The 23,434-nt window shown below is 59.4% G+C and carries 27 protein-coding genes; 18 read left to right on the top strand and 9 right to left on the bottom strand.

Going from position 1 to position 23,434, the window contains the following annotated elements; all coding sequences use genetic code 11:
* The first annotated feature begins 244 nt into the window (after positions 1-244).
* The 8 genes from H9Q16_RS12040 (at position 245) to H9Q16_RS12075 (ending at position 4,887) form a co-directional block, all read left to right on the top strand.
* A complete protein-coding gene (locus H9Q16_RS12040; protein WP_191075677.1) occupies positions 245-769 on the top strand; it encodes a GNAT family N-acetyltransferase in 525 nt (174 codons plus the stop codon).
* 82 nt (positions 770-851) lie between these two features.
* Positions 852-1,148 carry a chorismate mutase gene (locus tag H9Q16_RS12045; RefSeq protein WP_191075678.1) on the top strand — a complete coding sequence of 99 codons (297 nt, stop codon included), beginning with the start codon at positions 852-854 and terminating at the stop codon, positions 1,146-1,148.
* A gap of 29 nt (positions 1,149-1,177) precedes the next feature.
* Positions 1,178-1,582, top strand: coding sequence for a 30S ribosomal protein S16 (gene rpsP / locus H9Q16_RS12050; RefSeq protein ID WP_191075679.1), 405 nt, complete (start codon positions 1,178-1,180; stop codon positions 1,580-1,582).
* Position 1,583: 1 nt separating this feature from the next.
* Positions 1,584-1,799 (top strand): hypothetical protein, encoded by a 216-nt coding sequence (locus tag H9Q16_RS12055; RefSeq protein ID WP_191075680.1) that lies wholly within the window; start codon positions 1,584-1,586, stop codon positions 1,797-1,799.
* Complete coding sequence (rimM, locus tag H9Q16_RS12060; protein ID WP_191075681.1) at positions 1,796-2,311, top strand: ribosome maturation factor RimM; 516 nt, start codon at positions 1,796-1,798, stop codon at positions 2,309-2,311. The genes H9Q16_RS12055 and rimM overlap by 4 nt, the downstream gene beginning before the upstream one ends.
* Positions 2,311-3,105, top strand: a complete 795-nt coding sequence (gene trmD / locus H9Q16_RS12065; RefSeq protein ID WP_191075682.1) for a tRNA (guanosine(37)-N1)-methyltransferase TrmD — start codon at positions 2,311-2,313, stop codon at positions 3,103-3,105. Before rimM ends, trmD begins: the two co-directional genes overlap by 1 nt.
* A gap of 40 nt (positions 3,106-3,145) precedes the next feature.
* Positions 3,146-3,808 carry a response regulator transcription factor gene (locus tag H9Q16_RS12070; protein WP_216859412.1) on the top strand — a complete coding sequence of 221 codons (663 nt, stop codon included), beginning with the start codon at positions 3,146-3,148 and terminating at the stop codon, positions 3,806-3,808.
* Between the two features lie 86 nt (positions 3,809-3,894).
* Entirely contained in the window at positions 3,895-4,887 is a 993-nt protein-coding gene (locus H9Q16_RS12075) for a carbon-nitrogen hydrolase family protein (protein WP_191075683.1), read from the top strand.
* A 201-nt stretch (positions 4,888-5,088) separates the two neighbouring features.
* Here the strand turns inward: H9Q16_RS12075 and H9Q16_RS12080 are convergent, their stop codons facing one another.
* Positions 5,089-5,334 (bottom strand): HP1242/YdcH family protein, encoded by a 246-nt coding sequence (locus tag H9Q16_RS12080; protein WP_191075684.1) that lies wholly within the window; start codon positions 5,332-5,334, stop codon positions 5,089-5,091.
* A gap of 19 nt (positions 5,335-5,353) precedes the next feature.
* Positions 5,354-6,238 carry a polyphosphate kinase 2 gene (gene ppk2 / locus H9Q16_RS12085; protein WP_191075685.1) on the bottom strand — a complete coding sequence of 295 codons (885 nt, stop codon included), beginning with the start codon at positions 6,236-6,238 and terminating at the stop codon, positions 5,354-5,356.
* Positions 6,239-6,657: 419 nt separating this feature from the next.
* Between ppk2 and H9Q16_RS12090 the strand changes: the two genes are divergently transcribed.
* The 4 genes from H9Q16_RS12090 to H9Q16_RS12105 all read left to right on the top strand — a co-directional run bounded on the left by H9Q16_RS12090 (position 6,658) and on the right by H9Q16_RS12105 (position 9,771).
* The gene (locus tag H9Q16_RS12090; RefSeq protein ID WP_191075686.1) at positions 6,658-7,044 is read left to right on the top strand and encodes a nuclear transport factor 2 family protein; all 387 of its coding nucleotides are present in this window, start codon (positions 6,658-6,660) and stop codon (positions 7,042-7,044) included.
* Between the two features lie 28 nt (positions 7,045-7,072).
* Positions 7,073-8,470 (top strand): NAD(P)/FAD-dependent oxidoreductase, encoded by a 1,398-nt coding sequence (locus H9Q16_RS12095; RefSeq protein WP_191075687.1) that lies wholly within the window; start codon positions 7,073-7,075, stop codon positions 8,468-8,470.
* Positions 8,470-8,829 (top strand): cupin domain-containing protein, encoded by a 360-nt coding sequence (locus H9Q16_RS12100; protein ID WP_191075688.1) that lies wholly within the window; start codon positions 8,470-8,472, stop codon positions 8,827-8,829. The genes H9Q16_RS12095 and H9Q16_RS12100 overlap by 1 nt, the downstream gene beginning before the upstream one ends.
* Positions 8,830-8,961: 132 nt before the next feature.
* Positions 8,962-9,771: a division plane positioning ATPase MipZ gene (locus tag H9Q16_RS12105; protein WP_191075689.1), complete on the top strand. Its 810-nt coding sequence runs from the start codon at positions 8,962-8,964 to the stop codon at positions 9,769-9,771.
* Positions 9,772-9,866: 95 nt separating this feature from the next.
* Here the strand turns inward: H9Q16_RS12105 and H9Q16_RS12110 are convergent, their stop codons facing one another.
* Positions 9,867-11,777: an adenylate/guanylate cyclase domain-containing protein gene (locus tag H9Q16_RS12110; protein ID WP_281403131.1), complete on the bottom strand. Its 1,911-nt coding sequence runs from the start codon at positions 11,775-11,777 to the stop codon at positions 9,867-9,869.
* Between the two features lie 189 nt (positions 11,778-11,966).
* Here H9Q16_RS12110 and H9Q16_RS12115 point away from each other — a divergent pair, with 189 nt between their 5' ends.
* Positions 11,967-12,377: a YHS domain-containing (seleno)protein gene (locus H9Q16_RS12115; RefSeq protein WP_216859413.1), complete on the top strand. Its 411-nt coding sequence runs from the start codon at positions 11,967-11,969 to the stop codon at positions 12,375-12,377.
* Between the two features lie 300 nt (positions 12,378-12,677).
* Here the strand turns inward: H9Q16_RS12115 and H9Q16_RS12120 are convergent, their stop codons facing one another.
* Both H9Q16_RS12120 and H9Q16_RS12125 read right to left on the bottom strand, forming a co-directional pair.
* Complete coding sequence (locus H9Q16_RS12120; RefSeq protein ID WP_191075692.1) at positions 12,678-13,562, bottom strand: DMT family transporter; 885 nt, start codon at positions 13,560-13,562, stop codon at positions 12,678-12,680.
* A gap of 27 nt (positions 13,563-13,589) precedes the next feature.
* The gene (locus H9Q16_RS12125; protein WP_191075693.1) at positions 13,590-14,039 is read right to left on the bottom strand and encodes a MarR family winged helix-turn-helix transcriptional regulator; all 450 of its coding nucleotides are present in this window, start codon (positions 14,037-14,039) and stop codon (positions 13,590-13,592) included.
* Between the two features lie 85 nt (positions 14,040-14,124).
* Here H9Q16_RS12125 and hmgA point away from each other — a divergent pair, with 85 nt between their 5' ends.
* The 5 genes from hmgA (at position 14,125) to H9Q16_RS12150 (ending at position 20,286) form a co-directional block, all read left to right on the top strand.
* Positions 14,125-15,486, top strand: a complete 1,362-nt coding sequence (gene hmgA / locus H9Q16_RS12130) for a homogentisate 1,2-dioxygenase (protein WP_191075694.1) — start codon at positions 14,125-14,127, stop codon at positions 15,484-15,486.
* Positions 15,487-15,566: 80 nt separating this feature from the next.
* Positions 15,567-16,820, top strand: coding sequence for a fumarylacetoacetase (gene fahA / locus H9Q16_RS12135; protein ID WP_191075695.1), 1,254 nt, complete (start codon positions 15,567-15,569; stop codon positions 16,818-16,820).
* Between the two features lie 69 nt (positions 16,821-16,889).
* Positions 16,890-17,840, top strand: a complete 951-nt coding sequence (locus H9Q16_RS12140) for an MBL fold metallo-hydrolase (RefSeq protein ID WP_191075696.1) — start codon at positions 16,890-16,892, stop codon at positions 17,838-17,840.
* Between the two features lie 45 nt (positions 17,841-17,885).
* A complete protein-coding gene (locus H9Q16_RS12145; protein WP_216859414.1) occupies positions 17,886-18,125 on the top strand; it encodes a hypothetical protein in 240 nt (79 codons plus the stop codon).
* Positions 18,126-18,609: 484 nt separating this feature from the next.
* Positions 18,610-20,286, top strand: a complete 1,677-nt coding sequence (locus H9Q16_RS12150) for an ABC transporter substrate-binding protein (RefSeq protein ID WP_191075698.1) — start codon at positions 18,610-18,612, stop codon at positions 20,284-20,286.
* 82 nt (positions 20,287-20,368) lie between these two features.
* Here the strand turns inward: H9Q16_RS12150 and H9Q16_RS12155 are convergent, their stop codons facing one another.
* Genes H9Q16_RS12155 through boxA form a run of 4 tightly spaced genes read right to left on the bottom strand, consistent with a single transcriptional unit; the run spans position 20,369 to position 23,349 of the window.
* On the bottom strand, positions 20,369-20,866 hold the full coding sequence (locus H9Q16_RS12155) for a 3-hydroxyacyl-CoA dehydrogenase family protein (protein WP_191075699.1): 498 nt from the start codon (positions 20,864-20,866) through the stop codon (positions 20,369-20,371).
* Positions 20,856-21,740, bottom strand: coding sequence for a helix-turn-helix transcriptional regulator (locus H9Q16_RS12160; protein ID WP_191075700.1), 885 nt, complete (start codon positions 21,738-21,740; stop codon positions 20,856-20,858). Before H9Q16_RS12160 ends, H9Q16_RS12155 begins: the two co-directional genes overlap by 11 nt.
* A gap of 8 nt (positions 21,741-21,748) precedes the next feature.
* A complete protein-coding gene (locus H9Q16_RS12165; RefSeq protein WP_191075701.1) occupies positions 21,749-22,171 on the bottom strand; it encodes an acyl-CoA thioesterase in 423 nt (140 codons plus the stop codon).
* On the bottom strand, positions 22,171-23,349 hold the full coding sequence (gene boxA / locus H9Q16_RS12170; protein WP_191075702.1) for a benzoyl-CoA 2,3-epoxidase subunit BoxA: 1,179 nt from the start codon (positions 23,347-23,349) through the stop codon (positions 22,171-22,173). Before boxA ends, H9Q16_RS12165 begins: the two co-directional genes overlap by 1 nt.
* Positions 23,350-23,434: the final 85 nt, after the last annotated feature.

The raw sequence follows: 23,434 nt of genomic DNA on the forward strand, positions 1-23,434 counted from the left end.
TTCGCGGTGATTCTGCCCGGGGTCAGGGATGCCGCAGGCACCCTGCGCAGCAGGGCGTGTCCTTGACGCCGGGCAGAATCGCCACTCACCCTCGAACAGGTGCTTTGAGGACACATGTGTCCCTCAAACACCTCTTAGCCCATGGGGCCACCCCCACCACCCGCGCAACGGTGACATCAGGGGCTCACACCCATGCAGGCACCAAGAATGTCATCACGCGTCAGCGTGACCTTGGGATCAGGCCATGACCACAATGACCGACACTATCCCGGTGGTGGACACCGACCGCCTGCGCCTGCGCGCGCCCAGGCTGGCGGATCTGCCTGCCCTGACCGATTTCTTCGCCTCACCGCAAAGCCATACAGTCGGCGGTCCGCGTGATGATCTGGGCAGTGCCATGTCGCTGAACGCGACCATCGGCCATTGGGCGGTACATGGCTTCGGGTCCTGGCACATCGCGGACCCTGAAACAGATGCTTATCTGGGCCGCACCGGCTTCATCATGGCCCCGGGCTGGGAAGAACCCGAACTCGGCTGGGCGGTTGCACAGGCAAGCCAGGGCAAAGGCATCGCGCAGGAAGCCACCCTTGCCGCGCGGCGCTACGGCGCCACGCATCTGGGTCTTGACGCCGTGATCAGCTACATCCGCCCGTCCAATACACGCTCCATCGCGCTGGCAGAACGGCTCGGCGCGACTCTCGAAAAGACCCATGACCACTGGCGCGGTGCGCCCTGCCATGTCTTCCGGCACCCAAAGGAGGCCGCGTGATGCTGATCTCGCACATACCGACCAGATACCGACGTCAAACCGACGTGATACCGACGTCCGTTTTAGCCCCTCAGGAGGCCGCATGACCGATCCCGTCACCACCGCCGCCACTGTCCTCAAGGACCACCGCGCCAGCATTGACCGGCTCGACGCGATCCTTGTCTACACCCTGGGCGAGCGCTTCAAACACACCCAGGCCGTGGGGAAACTCAAGGCCACACACGACCTTCCCCCGTCCGATCCCACCCGCGAAGCGGACCAGATCGCACGGCTCGAAGATTTGGCGAACAAGGCTGATCTTGATCCCGAATTCGCCAAGAAGTTTCTCAACTTCATCATCGCTGAAGTCATTCAGCACCACAAAAAACACCAATCGTAAATCTACGCTAAATCAAAGGACTACACACCATGGCTATGAAAATTCGTCTCGCCCGCGGCGGCTCCAAGAAACGCCCCTTCTACCGCATTGTTGCTGCTGATTCACGCATGCCCCGCGATGGCCGCTTCATCGAAAAGCTGGGCACGTATAACCCGCTGCTGCCCAAGGACAGCGAAGACCGTGTGAAGATGGACGTCGAAAAGATCCAGGAATGGATCTCCAAAGGGGCCCAACCCACCGACCGTGTCGCCCGCATGCTTGAGGCCGCAGGTGCGATGCCCAAGAAAGAGCGCAACAACCCCAACAAAGGCGCACCGGGCAAGAAAGCCCAGGAACGCGTGCAGGAAAAAGCCGACAAAGCAGCAGCAGCAGCCGAAGCCGCCAACGCCCCGGCCGAAGAAGCACCTGCAGAAGAAGCAGCCGCAGAAGAGTAAGATGCAGCTGGCACCCGGCATTGAGACATTCGGCGAAAACGTCCGTGCCGGGCGCGACCTGCGCCACTCTTGCAGCGATCCGGTGGGCACATGCGTCCTGTCGACCCGCTTTGAGACCTTCTCGATAGCCCCCTCCCGTGGGGCTATCGGAACCATGGCGCTGTGTGCGGGTGACATCGCCCGCCGCCCCTGCCGACTGCCGGAGGATCTGATGTGAGCGAACGAATTCCTGTCGGGGCCATTGCCGGCGCATATGGCGTGCGAGGCGAATTGCGCGTCAAAAGCTATTGCGCGCGCCCCGAAGATATTGAGACCTATTCACCGCTTTCCTCCGAAGACGGCACAGACAGCTATACGCTGGCCATTCTGCGCCCGATCAAGAACGGTTTTGCCGCGCGGATCACCAGCGTTGCGACCAAGGAAGAGGCGGATGCGCTGAAAGGCACAGTGCTCTTTGCCCAGCGCGATCAACTCCCGTCCTTGCCGGACGATGAATTCTACCACGCCGATCTTATCGGGCTTGAGGTTTACGATACCGGCGGCGCGCTGCTGGGGCGTGTCAAAACCGTGCAGAACCACGGTGCAGATGACCTTCTTGAAGTGCAATTGGCAGGTACGTCTGCCACTGTTTTTCTGCCCTTCACAAAGGCCGCCGTGCCCACGGTCGATCTGACGGCAGGCCGCATCGTGGCCGACCCTCCGCTAGGCATACTGCCGGAGGACCCCTGATGCCCGCCCGGTCTCACGGTCGGCAAAAGGTCACGCCCAGCCTGAAGCCACGCGAATTGATGCAAGCCACGCCTGACTACGCGGATGTCTGGCAAGCGCGCGTCATCACGCTCTTCCCCGAACTTTTCCCCGGTGTCTTGGGCGCCAGCCTCACAGGCAAGGCGCTGCACGACGGCACCTGGCAATTGCACACGCATGATCTACGCAGCTTCGGGATCGGCAAGCACCGTAACGTCGATGACACGCCTGCGGGCGGCGGGGCAGGTATGGTAATGCGCGCTGACGTGGTCGGCCCCGCAATCGAGGCCGCACAGTCAAGTGCCCATGGCCGCTGGCCGATCCTCTACATGTCGCCGAGGGGCCGCCGCTTTGATCAGGCGATGGCCCGCGATCTGGCGGATTGTACAGGTGTCACCATGCTCTGTGGTCGCTTTGAGGGTGTCGATGAACGGGTGATCGACCATTACGGCATCACCGAAGTATCGCTGGGCGATTTTGTCATGACCGGCGGCGAACTGGCGGCACAAGCGATGATTGACGCCACCGTGCGCCTGTTGCCGGGCGTGCTGGGCAACGCCGACAGCGCGGTAGAGGAAAGCCATTCAGAGGGCTTGCTTGAACATCCCCAATATACCCGCCCCGCCAACTGGCAAGGCCACGAAATTCCGCCCGTCCTGATGTCGGGCAATCACGCGGAAATCGCCAAGTGGCGCCGCGCGCAAGCCCAACAACTGACCCGCAAGAGGCGCCCGGATATGTGGCAGGCCCATGCCAAGGACGATGGCCAGGTCTAGCAATCCTTGCTTTTCGGCGCGCAGGATAGATACTCCACGCATGCCGCACCCGAATACCCAACGCATGCAAGACCTTGCCGCAGTGGCTGAGACCGCGCTGCGGTCGTCTGAAATGGATGCGGTTGGTCTTTACCTGTTTGATGAACAACACAACGCCCGCGAAGGTGTTATTCTCGGCATGCCCGACCCGTTCAGCGCCGCTTACGAAAACACCGGCATGGCAATTGATCCGGTGCTGGCACATCTACGCGAGACGGGATTGCCCTGTTCTACCCTGACCTGCCTTGGTCCGCGCTGGACCCGCTCACAGCTTTACAAACGCGTGTCGGGGCGGTTCGGCCTGACAGGCTTTGCCATTCTGCCACTCTACCGCGCGGATGATCTGGCCGGTGTGCTGTACCTTGGCGCCCTGACAGAGTCGAATGCCGCCCGGTTGGAGATTGAGGGCCTGTTCAACATGTCTCCCCATGCCACGCGCACCTCGACCCGGCTTATGGACCTGCCCAAACGACACGGCGCGCTAAGCCCGCGCGCCAATGATGTCGCCGCGCTGGCTGCCGAAGGGCTGGGCAACCGCGAAATTGCGCATAATCTGGGGACGGGCGAAGCCGCCGTGCGCAAGCACCTCAAGGCGCTCAACCAGCACTTTGGCACCTCGAACCGCACCGCGATGAGCGCGGCCTGGCGGGCCGGACTGGACTGACCAGGGGTACCCGTTCGGGGACTGCCGCAGCCTTAGCGACATCGCTAGCCTCTCTTTCATCTGCGAAATCTGATGGAGAGAGACACATGATCAAAGTAGCCGCCGTACAAGCCGCACCTGTCTGGATGGATGCCCAGGGCACGCTGGACAAGACCATTGCCCTGATTGAGGAAGCGGGACGCAAAGACGTCAAGCTGATCGCTTTTGGCGAAGTGTGGCTGCCGGGATACCCGTTTTCAATCTGGCTGCAACCCCCCATGGCCGCGATGGAAGTGGTGATGAAACACCGCATGAACGCCATCACCAAGGACGGGCCCGAGATGAAGGCCATCAGCGACGCTGCGGCCAGCGCGGGAACCTGGGTCATGCTAGGATTTGCTGAGCGAGACCGTGGCAGCATCTATTGCAGTCAGGCGCTAATTGATGACCGGGGCGAAGTGGTGATGACCCGCCGCAAGCTGCGCCCCACGCATATGGAACGTACCGTCTGGGGCGAGGGGCCGGTGACTGACATCACCGTTGTCGACACTCCGATGGGCAAGGTTGGCGGTCTGTGCTGTTGGGAAAACATCCAGCCCATCAACCGGCAGGGCATGTACCAGCTTGGCGAACAGATCCACGTTGCGTGCTGGCCGTCATTCGGGATGTTCAAGGACGTGCGCCAAGCCTATGCGCTTTCTGCCGAAGCGAACATGGCCGAAAGCAAAAGCTATGCCCTGCAAGGCAGCTGTTTCGTGTTGGCCGCGAATTCCATCATCACCGAGGAAAGCCTTGATGCAATCACGATGGGCAACGACGACCTGCGTGCCATGGTGCAGGCTGGTGGTGGCTCTGCCATGGTCTTTGGTCCCGATGGCTACCGGCTGACCGATCCGATTGATGAACATACCGACGGGCTTGCCATTGCCGATATCGATCTGGGCATGATCGAAGGGGCCAAGGTTTTTGCCGATCCGGCCGGGCACTATTACCGCCCCGATGTGGCCCGTCATGTGCTGGACGGCTACGCCGGGCCGATCGACGCAAACCCGCCGCAGGAGAACCCCCTGCTGAAAGCAGTTGACGAAAACGCGGCCTGACAGCAGCGGCCTTTTCCAAAAGGCCCCGCGCCCTGCCACGGCGGCTGGGCGCGGGCAACTCAACCCACGCTACGCGACCCCGCATCCACCTTTGAACAGACGACAACGGCACCGATGTGCCCGGACCCACGTGTGACGTCCCGGTCAGCGATCCCGTGCCAATCGCCAATGCGGCTGGAACAGAATGCGGTGGGGGCGGGTTCAGGCCGCGTGCGCTTTCACATAGCCATAGATCTCATCCTTGAGCGCCATGCGTTCTTTGCGCATTTCGGTCATGTGGTCGTCGCTTGTGGGCTCCAAATCTGTTTCTGCACGGTGAATCGCGCGGTTGAGAACATGATACCGGTCGGCCAGGTTGGCAAAATGCGCGTCGTTGAGGCGCAGGTCTGCCATTTGATCTGTCAATTCGGGAAATTCTTCGGTCAGTTCATGGGGTACGTGAGACATGTTATTTTCTTTCGATGGTTCAGGATTTACGGCTGCGCGGGTGCAGCGATGATGCCAGCACATGCGCGGAATTGTGGATCACGGCCTCGGCCTGATGCAGGATCAGGGGGTCCGGCGGCGCGGCGACATCCAGATTCTTGTCAGGATAGTCAAGCTGCGACAGGTAGTGCCGCATGCAGGTCAACCGCGCCCTTTTTTTGTCGTTCGACCGGATCACCGTCCACGGCGCGTCGGCGGTATCCGTATAAAAGAACATCGCCTCCTTGGCTTCGGTGTAGTCGTCCCATTTATCAAGGCTCGCGCGGTCAATAGGCGACAGCTTCCAACGCTTGAGCGGGTCGGTCTCACGGCTGGCAAAGCGACGCTTTTGTTCTTCCTGCGTCACCGAGAACCAGTATTTGAACAGCCGGATCCCTGAGCGAACAAGCATTCGCTCAAATTCCGGCGTCTGGCGCATGAATTCGAGGTATTCGTTCGGCGCGCAGAAATCCATCACCCGCTCTACACCCGCGCGGTTGTACCAGGACCGGTCATAAAGCACGATCTCGCCGGCTGTGGGCAGGTGTTTGACGTAACGCTGGAAAAACCACTGCCCGCGCTCTTCATCTGTCGGCTTGTTAAGCGCCACGACACGTGCAGCCCGGGGGTTAAGATGTTCGGTGAATCGCTTGATCGTGCCGCCCTTGCCCGCCGCATCGCGGCCCTCAAACAGCAGGACGTGTTTCTGCCCGGTTTCCTGCACCCAGTGCTGAACTTTTAGCAACTCAACCTGAAGCGCGGCTTTCTCATCTTCGTAGGTCCCGCGATCAAGTTTTGTCTCGTAGGGGTATTCCCCCTGTTCGAATCCAACGATGGCATTGGTCCGCTCGTCTTTTTCCCGCTCGGCGCTGGTAGCGACATCCATATCCGCCCTCCCCTTTTTGAAAAATTGGTATGTGCGGCAGTATACTGCCCTGACCGGCGGTGTCCTTGACTTGGGTCAAACTCACACGGGTCCGCAAGGCACCTGCGAAGCCCTGCAGGCAGCCAGGCCAGCACCATAGCCATGTGACAACCGACCCTGATAACGATACCAATGACATCGCTGTGATGTCCGCACGGACAGTGACTGAAGCTGCGCTGAAAGCGGATCAATCTGGCATTAGATCAGCCCAATTTCTGGCCCTATTCGTCAGCCATGAAAAAGCAGTAAAGATCGCGCGCGCACCCCTTTGAAGCAAGACTCAACGGAAAGGCGCGCCCTCTACCAGTGCCTCCGAAATGCCCCGCAAATCGCTGATGACGCGACCGGGCAACGCCCTCGAACCGAATGGAAAATAACCCATGTCCAAGACCCTCACTGCACAGGATTTGTCCGATACTTTCGACGCCTTCAACCGGCACGACGTCGCGGGTGTGATGACCCACTTCGCCGATGACTGCGTTTTCTATACCGTTGGTGGCCCTGAAGCTTTTGGCGCCAAAATTGAAGGGGCTGCGGCCATCGCGGATGCCTTCAGCGCAGTTTGGGCCGGCATGAGCGACGCCCATTGGGATCACCACAGCCATTTTGTACATGGCGACCGCGCGGTGTCTGAATGGACATTTTCTGGCACGGATGCCCAAGGCATGCGCGTCGAGGCACAAGGGGCCGACCTTTTCACCCTGCGCGACGGCAAGATCGTCGTGAAGCAAGCCCTGCGCAAAGCGCGCCCGCCCTTCAAAGCGTAACCCGATCATTCAGCAAAGGACCAAGGTCATGCCTGATACATTGCGCCCCCGTCACTGGCCTCGCGCCAGCTATGACCCCAAATACGACCCGCTGGTGGATGCGGGTCCCGGCCACAACCGGGATCACGCGCCAACCTATTGGATCGGTACGGCCGGAACACCGCCCGAGGATGATGGCCCCGTTTCGCGGGATATGGATGTGGATGTTGTCGTCATCGGGTCGGGCTATACGGGGCTTTCGACCGCCATTCATCTTGCCAAGGAACACGGCATCAAAGCCACCGTGCTTGAGGCCAATACCGTCGCCTGGGGGTGTTCAACCCGCAACGGCGGGCAGGCGCAAATCTCGTCCGGGCGGCTTAAGCGGTCGCAGTGGATTGCGCGTTGGGGCGTGGACGTTGCCAAACAGATGCACGCCGAGGTGTGCGAAGCCTTCGAGATGTTTAACGAACTGATCGGATCCGAAGACATCGATTGCGAGCCGCAGACCGGCGGGCACTACTATCTTGCGCACCGCGCCAAGGTTATGCCCAGCCTCGAAAAGGAATGTGCGCTTCTCAATGACACCTTTGGCTATGGCGCCAAGATGATGAACCGCGAAGAAGTGCATGAGCACTGCGCGCGCGACATGGAATGCCAGGGCGCCATGTGGGAACCGGATGGAACCTCCATCCACGCAGCAAAGCTGGCGTTCAGCTACGTGCGGCTAGCCCGTAAGCTGGGTGCAACGATACATACAGCCAGCCCGGTGATGGGATGGACTTACAAGGACGGCGTACACCATCTGACAACTCCGGGCGGCACCGTGCGCGCAAGGGCCGTGGCGCTTGCCACTGCCGGATACACACCCACCGGCCTGAACTACCGCACCAAGCACCGGCTGATGCCGATCCTGTCCAACTCTATCGTGACGCGTCCGCTGACCGACGAGGAACTGGCAGAATGCGGGTTTCAGACCAAATCACCACTGACCGACACGCGCACGCTGCGTCACTACTACCGCTTTCTGCCCGACAACCGGGTACAGATCGGCAGCCGCAGCGCGATCACCGGCAGGGATGCGGAAAATCCCAAGCACCTTGCGCTCCTGCTCAAGGGGTTGCACCGCAAGTTTCCTGCGCTGGCGGATGTCGATCTTGATTATTCATGGTGGGGATGGGTCGATGTCAGTCACGACATGATGCCACGTGTATTCCAGCCCGATCCGGATCGCGCTGTCTATTATGCGATGGGCTACGGTGGCAATGGCGTGATGTATTCCGCGCAGGCGGGCAAAAGGCTGGCACAACTTGTCGCGGGGCAAAAAATCCCCGATCTGCCGATCTTCACTTCTGCCTTGCCAAGCCATGGCATTCTGACCCCTTTCAGGCGATTAGGACAGCGGATGATGTATCCGTACTACTACCTCAAGGATGAAATCCTCTGATGACCCATTCAGTAATCAACTTTGCCACCCATTCAGGCACCAAATCCGAACGCCGTTTGGCAAACCTGCCGGACCGCGTGGTGGACGGGGACCCGCATCATGAAACAACCGTGCATTTTGACAATGGCGTGCTGGCGGGCACTTGGACCAGCACGCCTGGCAAATGGCATGCGTTTACCGACCGGGACGAGTTCTGCTACATCGTTTCGGGCCATTGCCAGCTGATCTCTGCTACAGGCGACATCCAGGACTTTCGCGCCGGCGATGCCTTCCTGATCCCGAACGGTTTCAAAGGGTTCTGGAACGTGATCGAGACAACGACAAAACACTTTGTCATCCGTGATTACAGCGACAGCTGACAAAGCAACCCGTCATTCCGGTCTTTCCCCCCTTCCGCAGCGCCACACGCCCTTCCCAAAGCGCCAAACCCCACATATAGTGCCCGCAACAATATCCTGCGCAAATGCGGGCGGGCAGAGGGACGAAGGCACATGGCGCACATTATCGTCGTCGGGAACGAAAAAGGCGGCGCGGGCAAGTCGACCGTGTCGATGCATCTGGCGACCGCGCTGGTGCGTATGGGGCACAAGGTCAGCGGCCTGGATCTGGACCTGCGACAGCGCACATTCGGGCGCTATATCGACAACCGCAAGGCGTTCATCGCTGAATCCGGGCTTGAGCTTGCCTGCCCGTCCCTGACCGAATTGCCCGAGGTTGAGCCCGGATCGCTGCGGCCGGGCGAGAACGTCTATGATCACCGGTTGAGTGCTGCTGTCGCGGGCATGGAAACCGGCAATGACTTTATCCTCATCGACTGCCCCGGCTCACACACGCGCCTCAGCCAGGTCGCGCATTCGCTGGCCGATACGCTGGTGACGCCGCTCAATGACAGCTTTGTCGACTTTGATCTCTTGGCTCACACCGACCCAAACGGCGAAAGGATCACCGGCCCGTCAGTCTATTCCGAAATGGTCTGGAACGCCCGCCAGTTACGCGCGCAGGCGGGTCTTGCCCCTATCGACTGGATCGTGGTGCGCAACCGTCTGGGCGCGCAACGCATGGTCAACAAGGAAAAGATGGAGCGGGTCATCGACCTGCTGTCCAAACGCATCGGGTTCCGCGTGGCGCCGGGTTTCAACGAACGGGTGATCTTCCGCGAGCTTTTCCCACGTGGTCTGACGCTGCTCGACCTCAAGGACATCGGCGTCAAACAGCTAAACATCTCGAACGTTGCCGCAAGGCAAGAACTGCGGGATCTGGTCAAGGCACTGAACCTTCCGGGCGTAACGGCGGATTTCTGACGCAAGGCATGGTGTCTGCCGCGCAGGCAAAACAGCCGCCCAACGTCATGCAATCAAGATGACTCTCCGGCTGACCCACATGCGCTAGACAAACTTCAATTCAGCCCAGCCTTTCGCATTCCCTCCAGAAGGATGCGGCGCTGGTCTTCTGACGAAAAGATCTGGGCAAAGTTGTTGGCGTCGAAAAACGGATAGCGTGAATAGCCCTCTGCCACCAGTTCTGCAGCTTCTGCGTCTTGATCTAGCATGGCGTGGGCTGCCGCCCGCACAAACAGGCTGGTCGCCTCTTCATTCGAAACAAGGGGAAACCGTTTGGCCAGTTCAATAACCTTCTGGAATTGACCCGTTACATAGTATGAGAACATCGGACAGTTGATTTCGTCAGAACGCGGGTATGGATCGATTGCCATCGCCATCTCAGCTGACGTCAGCGCCTCTTCCGATTTTCCGGAAAACATAAGGATGCTGCAGCGCTCCGCATGGCTTTGCGCATTGTTCGGGTTAAGCGAAAGAGACTTGTCAATGAGCCGTTCCGCTTCGGATAACTGACCCGAGTATTTGAGGACCGCAGCTTTCAGAGAGTAGGCACGAGAATTAAACGGATCAAGGTTGATTGCCTGATCCGCATTGTCTCTGGCCGCATCCCAAGCGCCCTGCGGCCACTGGGTCCAGCCAAATTTCAGGTCATTCAAATAGGTGTAGCCTAGTTCGGCAAATGCCACCGCGTAGCTCTTATCCATTTCGATGGCGCGCTCAAAATGGTCCCTTGCATCATCGTTGGCTTTAAGACTGATCTCGCGCATGAAATCGCGTCCGCGCAGCACAAGATCGTACGCGGTAAGGCTGTTCGTGGGCGCCACCGCGACGCGCGCTTCCTCGGCTTGCGTCACACGGACCGCCAAGGCCGCAACAATTTGGCGCGTCAATCTATCCTGTACCTCGAAGAGGTCGAGGATGTCTTCATCGTAGCGATCCGACCAGATTAGAACACCTGTACTGGCTTCGGTCAGTTGAACACTTAAGCGGATCATATCTTCTGATCGTTGAACAGAGCCACTGACGACATAGGTCGCTCCGAGCTCGGTCGCGCGCTCAAGCGCGGACCCGACAGGGTTCTTCAAAGGCTCAACGGCGCTCCACGATAGCACAAGCAACCCGGAGAAACGGCCTAGTGAAGCGATTACGTCTTCGGTGACACCATCGCTAAAGTAGGATTGATCACCTTGGCCGCCTCTGTTTTCGAAGGGCAACACAGCAATGGTCGGACGAGCGGATTTGACGGGCACCGTGGTGCCGATTGGCGCTGACGTCTGTGTGGCTTGGGTCGTCCCAACTGTGCTGCTGTTGAAAACCCACCAACCCACCAGAGCTGTTGTGAAAGCAACCAGTGTGAGCAATGCGACAATGCCACGTGCCCGGCGTTTGCGCGGTTTCGCCGGTGCGATACCACCCGTTGATTTCTGCACCGCATAGACATGAAGCGGTGCGTCAATATTCTTGACCTGATGGGTCCCTTTGTCCTCGAAGTGGAGTTCGAGCTTGTTTCCGATCTGGTCACGCACGGCAGAGGTCACGGCGATTCCGCCCGGATCTGCAAGGGCCTCCACCCGAGCGGCGACATTGACACCGTTTCCGAAAATATCGTCACCATCGACGATTATGTCACCCAGATTGAGACCGATCCTGAAGCGCAACTGCTCGGCCAGGGGTACCGTCTTATTTTTCTCGGCAAGAGCGTCCTGAATAGCCACAGCTGCTGAGAGCGCATCTACCACGCTGTCGAAAACGGCAAGAATTGCGTCTCCTGCTGTCCCTACGATCCGCCCCCGGTATTCGACCAGATGTCGGTTGATCAGGTCGCGCCACTCAATAAGTCGTGCGTGTGTCCTGACCTCATCAGTTGCCATGAGGCGACTGAAGCCAACGACATCGGCATGCAGAACCGCAGCCAGTCGGCGGTTGGAAAGTCCTGCCGGACCTTCCGCGGGGGTCTTAGGATTTGACAAACTTACTTGCCTCGTTGGTATCAGACAGTAGACTTGGCTCAGTCTAAGTGGGTCTTCAGCCTTTATTACGTCTTGGGCTATCGAATTTTAGTCGGGTTGGCCACAAAGTCGACCCATCATTACTGAGAGGCACGCAAAGTGACTATGACTCTGACAAGACGCCGCGCGATAGCAATTGCACTGGCATCAATGACTGCTGGCTTTCCGGTTCTTGCCGAAGAACTGATCAGCACTGACAGCAGCAATCTTGCGCTTTCGGGATATGACCCGGTGGCCTACTTCACGCAATCAAAACCCGTGGAGGGCAGTCCAGACATCAACCTGGAATGGCAGGGCGCGAATTGGCAATTTGCGTCACCGGAACATCGCGCAATGTTTGCAGACAACCCGGACAAGTATGCGCCCCGATATGGTGGTTTCTGCGCGGGAGGCATGTCTCTCGGGCGCAAGACCGTTGTCGACCCAGAAGCCTGGATGATCGTCGACGGAAAACTCTTCATGGGAGGATCCCATGGCGCGATTGCCTATATGGAAAAGGACACCGACGAGAAAATCGCAAAGGCGGACAAGAACTGGGAAACTCTAGGCGTTACCAACTAATCACTCGCGACTTCTAAAATCATGCCACCTTCTCTGCCATGAGGACGAATGAATTGGGGCTTTGGGCTCGAACCAGACGTCCCTCAATGCAGACCTTACGGCAGGTCGCCCAGATCCCTTTAAGCCTGCGCCGTACTTACGCCGCGCTTCGTCACCAATTCCACCGCTTCCTGCTTAAACTCGCGGCTGAACATCCTTCTCGTCTTATGGATTCTCCGGCTTCATAAACGCCTTATCTCGGCGTCCACAAAACCGGCAGCAGGCCACCCGGTGCGTGGTGCAACATCGGTCATTCAGGGCTCAGGACGGACCTTGCCGAGCCGCGCGCGGTCTCCGGCGTCGCAACGCAACAAGGTTCGAAACCGCAAGCGCACCCACAACAACGGCCCCTCCGACCAATGCATATGACCCCGGGTCCTCTCCCACCACGATCCATGCAAGGATCGGTGCAAGCACCGACTCCAATAAAACCAACAACCCGACCTCTGCACTGGTGATATAGCGCGGCCCGATGGCCAGCAGCACGGAACTGACAACGATAAATCCCACGTGCATCGCCACCAGAACCCACTGGCTGTCGGGTATCGACATGGGTGCTGCCCAGGGCAGGATCGCAAGCCCCCCCAGCACATAACCAATGGCGACGCCCGGCACCATTGACGTGCCTCGCACGGCGCGCGCGGCAGTCAGGGCAGCGGCAAAAGATGCGGACACCGCAAGCGCCAGCAAGTCCCCGGCAAGTGACGCATTTTCCGTCTCGCCCGACCCATAGGCGATGATCGCCAACCCCGGCAGCACGGCGGCAATGGTCAGATACATGCGTGGGGTGATCGTCTCGCTCAGGAAGATGCGGCTGAGGATCATCGCGAAAACCGGCAGTGAGGCGATGATGAACACCACATTCGCCACTGACGTCAGTGCCACGGCGATCACGAACAGAACGCCGCTGCCGCCCAGCCCGATCACATAAATCAGCCCCGGCAGCCCTGTTGCAGCAAATGCGCGAAATGGCGCCGTCCCTTGCCGCGCCAACAGGAAAGTCCCGATGCAAATCCCCACAAGCGAGACACGCCAAAAAGCGATGGTCAGCGGGGCGGCATCAATCAGGCGCACGAAAAGGCTGTCGGGCACTACGGCAAGCACGGCAATCAGCGTGATCCACAGCCCCTTGGCTTGGTCAGTCATGTCAGAATTGTTGACCTAATGCGTTGCTCAAGTAAAGGAAATTGGTTTGGACTCAGCCAACTTCACCAAAGCCGTTCGCAAAACAGCTACCTCATCGCGGCTCAGCCCATTCAGCAAACTGACTTCATAGCGTGCCGCGATGCCGCTCAGATCTTCGTAAGCGGCTCGACCCTTGGCGGTCAGCGTCAGGTGCTCCATTCGACGGTCATCGGTGTCCCGCGCGCGGGTTACCATGCGCCTTTCCGTCAGGCGGTGCACCGCGCGGCTGATCTTGGTCTTGTGCATCTTGGCCCGCGTGCCGATTTCACTGGCGGTCATGCGCCCGTAAAGGCCCAGATGGAACAGAACCCGCCATTCGGTGCGCAACATGCCATAGCGGCCCTTGTAAACTTTTTCAAAGGCAAGCGAACTGGTCTCAGCCGCCTGGTTCAACAGGTAAGGAATGAATTTTTCAAGCTCGAATTCTGTCGATTGCATGCTGCTGCCCTTGTTAGTTACAAATCCAACTATTACAAACGCAACAGATTCTGCAAGGGCCTTCGGGGCCAGCAAAGAGGATGCGATGAACCGTCAGACCAATCCAACCACTATGAAGTCCGCCGCCACACCCATGGGCACACACGAAGGTTACATGCCCGGCTTTGGCAATGACTTTGAAACCGAGGCCCTGCCGGGTGCCCTGCCGCAGGGCATGAACAGCCCGCAAAAATGCAACTACGGCCTTTATGGCGAACAGCTCAGCGGCACGGCCTTCACCGCCCCCAGCCACCAGAACGAACGCACGTGGTGCTACCGCATCCGCCCGTCCGTCAAGCATTCGCACCGCTATGAAAAGATTGAGCTGCCTTACTGGAAATCCGCGCCGCACATCCCGCAGGATGTAACTTCGTTGGGCCAGTACCGCTGGGATCCGCTGCCGCATACGCCGGAAAAGCTGACGTGGCTGACCGGCATGCGGACGATGACCACAGCCGGAGACGTGAACACCCAGGTCGGCATGGCAAGCCATATTTATCTGGTGACCGACAGCATGGTGGACAGCTATTTCTACTCAGCTGATTCAGAACTGCTGGTTGTGCCCCAGGAAGGTCGCCTGCGGTTTTGCACCGAATTGGGCGTGATCGATCTGGAGCCCAAGGAAATCGCCATCCTGCCACGCGGTCTGCTGTACCGTGTTGAAGTTCTCGAAGGTCCGGCACGTGGCTTTGTTTGCGAAAACTACGGTCAGAAATTCGAATTGCCGGGGCGCGGGCCCATCGGCGCGAACTGCATGGCCAACCGGCGCGACTTCAAAACACCCGTCGCTGCGTTCGAAGACAGGGAAGTGCCGTCAACCGTCACCATCAAGTGGTGCGGGCAATTCCATGAGACCAAGATTGGCCACAGCCCACTGGATGTGGTCGCCTGGCATGGCAACTATGCGCCGGTGAAATACGACCTGCGGACCTACTGCCCCGTGGGGGCGATCCTCTTTGACCACCCTGACCCATCGATCTTTACCGTGCTGACGGCAGCATCGGGCGTCGAGGGCACTGCCAACATCGACTTCGTGCTGTTCCGCGAACGCTGGATGGTGGCCGAAGATACCTTCCGCCCGCCGTGGTACCACAAGAACGTGATGTCCGAACTGATGGGCAATATCTACGGCCAGTATGACGCCAAGCCCAAGGGGTTCGTGCCCGGCGGCATGTCGCTGCACAATATGATGCTGCCGCACGGACCGGACAAGAACGCCTTTGAAGGGGCATCCAATGCCGATCTCAAGGCCGAAAAGCTGGACAACACCATGTCCTTCATGTTCGAAACCCGCTTTCCGCAGCACCTGACCGAATTTGCCGCCAAGCAGGCCCCTCTGCAGGACGACTACATCGACTGCTGGTCGGATATCGAAAAGAAATTCGACGGGACACCGGGAAAGAAATAATCGATGGTGGCGGGGTCAACCCCGCCCTACACACCAACCGTAGGGCGGGGTTTGCTCCGCCGCACCGATAGGAAAAACACATGACACTGATGACCTCCTGGGTGGAAAGCGCAAATTCCCCCGACACTGACTTTCCGCTCAACAACCTGCCCTACGGCGTCTTTTCCACCAACAGCCTGGAGCCGCGCTGCGGGGTCGCCATCGGCGATATGATCCTCGATATGGCAGCACTTGAGGAAGCAGAACTTGTCACCCTCTGGGATGAACCGGTATTCGACGTCCCCTATTGGAACGACGTGATGGACCTGGGCCCCGACACCTGGGAGGCCCTGCGCGCCCGGCTGATCGAACTGCTCAGCACCGATGCCCCCGATCAGGCAACCGTCGCCCCGCATCTTGTCCCGATGGGGGACGCGCGGCTGCACATGCCGATGGTCGTCTCCGAATACACTGACTTTTACGCAGGCAAACACCATGCCACCAACGTCGGCACCATGTTCCGTGGTGCAGAGAATGCCCTGCCCCCGAACTGGCTGCACATCCCGATCGGCTACAACGGTCGCGCCTCGACGGTGGTCGTCTCAGGCACCGACATCCACCGCCCCAACGGCCAGCTCAAGGCGCCGGACGCTGAAAAACCCGGATTTGGCCCCTGCAAGCGGCTCGATATCGAACTGGAAATGGGGGCCATCGTCGGCACCTCGACGGAGATGGGGCAGCCCGTCACCGTGGCCGAAGCGGATGAGATGATCTTTGGCTATGTCCTGCTGAACGACTGGTCGGCCCGCGACATTCAAGCCTGGGAATACCAGCCGCTGGGCCCGTTCCAGGCCAAGGCCTTTGCCACATCCATCAGCCCCTGGATCGTGACCCGCGCCGCGTTGGAGCCCTTCCGCACCTCCACACCAGAGCGCGAAAAGGATCTGTTGCCCTACCTGAAGGAACCGGGCCCGATGCTCTATGACATCGACCTGGCAGTCATCATCGAACCCGAAGGCGGCGCACAAGAGGTCATCGCGCGCACCAACTACAACGAAATGTACTACTCTGCCGCACAACAACTCACGCACCACGCCTCTTCCGGCTGCGCCATGAACGCGGGCGACCTTCTGGGCTCCGGCACCATCTCTGGCCCGGAAAAAGACCAGCGCGGAAGCTTGCTGGAACTCAGCTGGGGGGGCAAGGAACCCCTGACCCTGCAGGACGGATCCGAACGCAGCTTCCTTGAGGACGGCGACACAATGATCCTGACCGGCCATGCGCAAGGGTATGGTTTCAAAATCGGTTTTGGCGCCTGTGCAGGAAAAATCCTGGCGGCGATTCCCTACCCCTGAATTTCACCCTTTTTCAAATACCTGAAACCAACACGTGCCCAAGGGCACCGCCGTCAAGAGGACAGAACCATGGCCAAGGCATTCGCATCGCAAGGCGACCTCTCTGAAAAGAAAATCACCTTCGATGAAATCGGCCGCGATCTCTGGGCCTTTACAGCCGAAGGGGATCCCAACTCGGGCGTCATCATCGGCGATGACAGCGTCATGATTGTCGAAGCCCAGGCCACGCCGCGGCTGGCAAACATGGTGATCGACAAGGTCCGTTCCATCACCGACAAACCCATCACCCATCTGGTCCTGACCCACTATCACGCCGTGCGGGTGCTGGGCGCTTCGGCCTATGACGCCGATCAGATCATCATGTCGGACGTCGCACGCGGCATGGTAGCCGAACGCGGGCAAGAAGACTGGGACAGCGAATTTCAGCGCTTCCCACGTCTGTTTGAAGGCCATGAAAGCATCCCCGGCCTCACCTGGCCCACAACCACGTTCAGCGACAGCATGACGGTCTATCTGGGGAACCGCCGGGTTGACATCAAACACATCGGGCGCGCCCATACTGCGGGTGATGCGGTTATTCATGTGGCGGACGAAAACGTCATGTTCACCGGCGACATCGTCGAGGACCACTCAGCCTGCTATTGCGGCGATGGGTACTTTGGCGATTGGGGCGGCACGCTCGACAATATCATGGCCTACGACGTGGACGCCATCGCGCCCGGTCGCGGCGACGCCCTGGTGGGCAAGGACGCGGTCGCCCGCGCCATCGACAGCACACGTGATTTCGTCGACAGCACTTACGCGCCGGCCGCAAAGATTGCGGCGCGCGGCGGCACCCTAAAGGAGGCATGGGACGCAGTGCGCGCAAGCTGCGATCCAAAATTCAAGGACTATGCCATCTACGAACACTGCCTGCCCTTCAATGTGTCGCGGGCCTATGACGAGGCGCGCGGCATCCTTCATCCCCGCATCTGGACCGACAAGCGCGATCTGGAAATGTGGGAGGCACTGCAAGGTTAGTCGGAGGCACCGATGGAAACAGGTCGCGCGTTGCTCCTCGGGCTGATGACCCCGCTTTTCATCGCCTGGGCCGGGATGATGTTTCGCACGCTCTTCGCGCACCGCAAGCGGATTGCCCAACGCACAGGCAGGCCTATTCCCGGCGTCGGGGACAGCCTGCGCGAATGGCGCCACTGGTGGCGCAGCGATGACCTAAAGTTCGAACGCCGCCTCCTGATCTTCCTCACGATCACCTTATTCATCGCGGTCCTGAGCCTGCCGTTTGCCCTGCCACAAACCTCGTAAAATCCGCATCGCTCGCGCCGCCTGAGCGGCAAAAGAGCTAGATTCGATCAATAGCAGACCCAATTCTCCACGAAATCGGCGTGCCTTCGAAAAATTTTAGCGCAGCGGCAGACTGTGACACTGACAGATGCACTCAGCTGTCCATGTTGATATTGAGCAGGCTGGCTTGTCCCAAAGCGACATACAGCACGGGTCGAATGCCGCTGATGGTGCATGTCCGGACCCCCGGCCTTGACCGATCTGGCCATATGCGGGATGCACGATCAATCACAATCTGGACATATCTGCCCAATCGGGCGGATTTGTCCCGAAAGGCCGCAGGTAGCGGGCTTGACGCAAGGACCGTCATCCCTGACACTCTACGCGCACCCGCAAGGGGACGACGCAAATAGCAGGGTAACTGCATCACCTGATGACCGTTTGAATGGCGGCATCGACCCGTGACAGCGCATCTGCGTTGATGACGAAAACAGAGAGGAAGAACATGAGTTTTTACACACGCACCGGCAAGCCGTTGCCGCAGTCCGTTCTGGACAGCGCCGAGGCTGCCAAGAAAGATCCGGTAAGTCGCCGTGAATTCCTGGCGATTGCCAGCGCGTTCGGCGCAACGACCGCCACAGCCTATGCGATGATCGGCATGACGCCCCCGGCCTATGCCGACGGTCACGCCGCCAAAAAGGAAGGCGGCACCGCGCGCATCCAGCAGGAAGTCCGCGCACTGAAAGATCCGCGCACCTATGACTGGTCGCAGATCGCCAACTATTCCCGCGGCTGGCTTGAATATCTCGCCATCTGGGAAAACGACGGCACGTTCACACCGTCCCTGCTGGAAAGCTGGGAAATCAACGACGACGCCACCGTTTACACATTGAAAGTCCGTCAGGGCGTCAAGTGGAACAACGGCGACGATTTCACTGCCGAAGATGTTGCGCGCAATATCGCTGGCTGGTGTGACAAGGACCTTGAGGGTAACTCCATGGCGGGCCGTTTTGCCACGCTCATCGACCCCGATACAAACCAGGCCATCGAAGGCGCAATCGAAGTTGTCGACACGCACACGGTCAAGCTGAACCTGCCTGCATCCGACATCACGCTTGTCGCGGGTATGGCGGACTATCCGGCTGCCATCACCCATGCCTCGCACAATGCGGACGACATGATGTCCAACCCTGTCGGCACAGGCCCATACCTTCCTGAATCTCTCGAGGTCGGCGTCAAAGGTGTTCTGGTCAAGAACCCTGATCACACATGGTGGGGCACTGACGTGTTCGGCGGACCCTATCTCGACCGTCTGGAATTCGTCGACTACGGCACGGACCCCTCCGCATGGGTTTCAGCCGCCGAAGCCGAAGAAGTCGATGGCTTCTATTCCGTCGAAGGCGAATACATTGACATCATGAATTCACTTGGCGGCTGGACAGAGCACACGATCGCCACAGCGGCGACCATCGTGATCCGTCCCAACCAGCTCGCAGAACAGGATGGCAAGAAGATCTACGAAGACAAGCGCGTGCGTCAGGCCCTCGTGATGGCCGTTGACAACGAAGTGCTGCTTGAACTTGGCTATGCCGGTCGTGGCATCACCGCCAACAACTACCATGTTGGCCCGATGCACCCCGAATATGCCGACGTGCCACGTCTGCCTTACGATCCTGCCAAAGCAAAAGCTCTGATGGAAGAGGCCGGTATGGCGGACTTCGAGCACGAGCTGATGTCCATCGACGACGCCTGGCGCAAAGACACTACCGACGCTGTGGCAGCACAGCTGCGTGATGCGGGCATCCCGGTCAAGCGGACCATCCTGCCCGGATCCACATTCTGGAACGACTGGGCGAAGTATCCGTTCAGCTCTACAAACTGGAATGCGCGGCCGTTGGGCGTCCAGATCTGGGCGCTGGCCTATCGCAGCGGCGAAGCCTGGAACGAGTTTGGCTGGGCCAACCCCGAGTTCGACGCGCTGCTGGCTGACGCGTTGGCAACAGCCGATGTTGAAAAGCGCCGCGAAATCATGGCCCGAGGCCAAGCCATGATCGCTGATGAAGGTGTGACCATCCAGCCTTACTGGCGGTCGCTTTACAACTTCACGAAAGAAGACCTGTTGGGTGCGGGTCACCACATCGGGTTTGAAATTCACCCGGTGCGGATTGCCTGGGCGGCCTAAAGCGCCGGTCAAAGAAAAAGAAAAGGGCCGCGCCAGACGCGGCCCTTTTTCGTATCAGGTTTCTGAGACGGCCCACCCGAGCCTAACCTGTCAGGGCTTCTTTCAGCTGTGCGGGAAAGTGGACGGCCCTTTGCAGCAAGGCCAACCCCTGCCTGTCGTTCAGGCCGATCTCGCGCAGATGCGTCCGCAGTGCCGTGATCATGCGCTGCACCAACTCTTCATCGGAAAGGGGTTCGCGGTCGACCTTCGCAAAGCGCGCCTCTTCAAGGATCAGGTCTTCGATCAGTGGATCAATTACCGCCCCGCCGCCGCCGGGATAGCGATAAAACCCGACGCTTCCCGCCTTGCCAATGCGGCCTTCGGCCACCATGCGCGGTAAGATAGGCAGGGCGGGGGCCCCCGCAGCAGCCAATACCTTGTCGAGCCCGAGCAGGTCCTGCGCCTCGCATGGGCCCATCGCGAACCCCTTGTCAGTCAGGGCCGCGTCCAGCTCCCACGGGTTGGTATGATGCAACAGCAGCTCTTCGGCGCGGCGCCAGAACACCTGCTGCACTGACCGTGCAGCCGCGTTAGCGCGCATCCAGAAAACCACGAACAGCGATGATGTTTAGCAGGTCTTTCAGTGACGAGCTTTTCGAACGGTTCGACGTGTCGATCTTTGCCTCGGCGCGGGCATAAAGCGGCCTGCGCTCTTCCAGCAGCGCATTGAGCTGGGACATCGCTGCAGGCTGGCCCTGCATCGGGCGTACATCACCCTGCGCGCGCACCCGCTGCATGTGCTCAGGCGGACTGGTTCTGATCCAGACCGTATGAAATTCCGCAAGCAGACGCGCGTAGGTGTCCGTCTCGGCGACGATCCCTCCCGCCACGGCAAGAATGACCCGGTCGTGTTCGGCGCTGACCTGTGCCAGCGCATCGGCCTCCATCCGGCGGTATCCGTCAAGCCCGTATAGTGCCATCACCTCTGCCAGCGGCATGTCTGCCTGCGCTTCTATGACGTCACCCAATTCTACAAACGGCACGCCCAGTGCCTCGCCTGCCAGCTTTCCCAGCGTTGATTTGCCCGCCCCGCGCAGACCGATCAGGCAGATGCGTCCGGCCCTCAATAGCGCGGGATTCTCAGGCGCCAGCAATCCACGGACCCGCGCCCGCGTCGCATCCGAAGTTGCCTCATAAAGGCTGGCCACTCTCAAAGTATCGGCAGAAAGGGGTCCCCGATCCGCCAGCAGGGCCTCGACCGGCAGATCAAGAGCGTTGGCCACACGGGCCAGCAATAGGATGGAGATGTTCCCCTCCCCCGCCTCAAGCTGCGCCAGATACCGTGGGGACACCCCGGACAATTCTGACAGCACGCGTCGCGACAGTTTGCGTGCCTTGCGCGCTTCCGCCACACGTGCCGCCAGCTGCAGGATCAGCGGCGCGCCGGGTTCGGATGGATGCTGGGTGTCAGGCATGGCGTCCCTTACGCAGCCTTGATCAGCGGTTCGATGACCGCGCGCATCTCGGGCGGGGCAGACTGGCTTTTGAAAGCATCGGCGATGGTAAACACACACGTAAAACTGCCTGAAAAGCACAAGGTGCCATTCTGCCTGCCCCTGACGGCAAAGGTGATGGATTTATCGCCCAAACGCGTCGGAAAGGTTTCACACATCAGCGTATGGCGCGGGGTGACCGGGCTGGAAAACTCCATTTCCAGTTTCACGAAAGGCGTGCCGACATTCTGATCCAGTTCCATCTGGTACCAACCATTTCCGTCAAAATGCGCCTCCCACCAGCCGTTAATCGCCTCCAGCGCAAAGGCCGGCAGCCGCGCGGTATAGGCGATCCTGGCCGGATCGCAGTCCCCCCAGGTCACATTGATCGGATATTCAAAATCCGCCGCCATCAGTAGGTTTCCACGTGATAGCGGCCATCCTCGCGCATCACATCGCGTTGGTTGATCCACTGGATACCGACGCTTTCCGCGATCGATGTGAGGGCCTTTTCCACCCCTTCTTCCATCCCCCGCAACCCGCAGATGTAGATGTGCGTGCGGTCATCCTGCAGCATGTCCGCGATCGCATCCTCTTGAGCGATCATGCGGTCCTGCACGTATTCCTTTGCCTGATCCGGCACCCGCGAGAAAACAAGATGCTGCTTGAGGATCGCCTCTGGCACCTTCTTGAGCGGGCCAAAGTACGGCAGGCTTTCCGGCGTGCGTGCACCAAAGAACATCGTCATCCCGCCTGTTGCACCCGACCGCTGGCGCTGCATGGTAAAGGCGCGCATCGGCGCGGACCCGGTCCCGGTACAGATCAGCAAAAGATGCGCATCCGGCTTGCTGGGCAGCAGGAATGTAGCACCAAAGGGGCCAGTGACCTGCACGTCTTCGCCCTGCTTGAGGTCACACAGATAATTCGACGCCAGCCCCTTGTCCTCGCGCTTTACCGTCAACGAAATGTTGTGATAGCCCGGCCGTTCCCCGTCGCGAGGGCTCGATACAGAATAGAGTCGCGGCAAATGGGCTTTGCCATCCTCGTCCGTACCCGGGGGGATGATCCCGACCGACTGCCCCTCAAGCACCGGAAACGGCACCCCTCCGGGGTCAAGGATGATGTGGCGCACGTCATGGTCCGGATCGTCGGTCAGGCGATAATTGCCCTGCACCTTCATCGTGGCGGGCTTGCCAAGCGTATACATGTTGACCGTGGGTTTGGCGGATGACACGGGCGCCTTGGCTTTCCCTCCGGCTCCTGCATGCGCTTCGGCCAAAAGCGCGGCAACCGGATCGGCGGCGCTTTGGTCAGCGCTGGCGGGTGCGGCTTCGATATCTTCCTGTTCGGGAAGCTCTTCAAATTCGTACTGCTGCTCAAGAGTATATGGGGTTTCAACCACGCGCCATTCGTCGATGGACCCAGTGGGACAGACAGGAATGCAATCCATACAGAAGTTACAGATATCCGCGTTCACCACGACATTGTTGTCGTCATGCTCAATCGCGTTCAGCGGACAGGTCATCTCGCAGGTGTAACACCGGATGCAGATTTCCGGATCAATCAGGTGCTGTTTGACAGGCGCATTCATAAGGCGCGATCCCGTAGAATGAATTGTGGCACGCTGATTGTATCCAGCAAAGCCTGACACACACCCTGACAATCCACGCATCCGA

The sequence above is a fragment of the Sulfitobacter aestuariivivens genome (genome assembly GCF_014763045.1).
GTDB classification, from domain to species: Bacteria; Pseudomonadota; Alphaproteobacteria; order Rhodobacterales; family Rhodobacteraceae; genus Sulfitobacter; species Sulfitobacter aestuariivivens.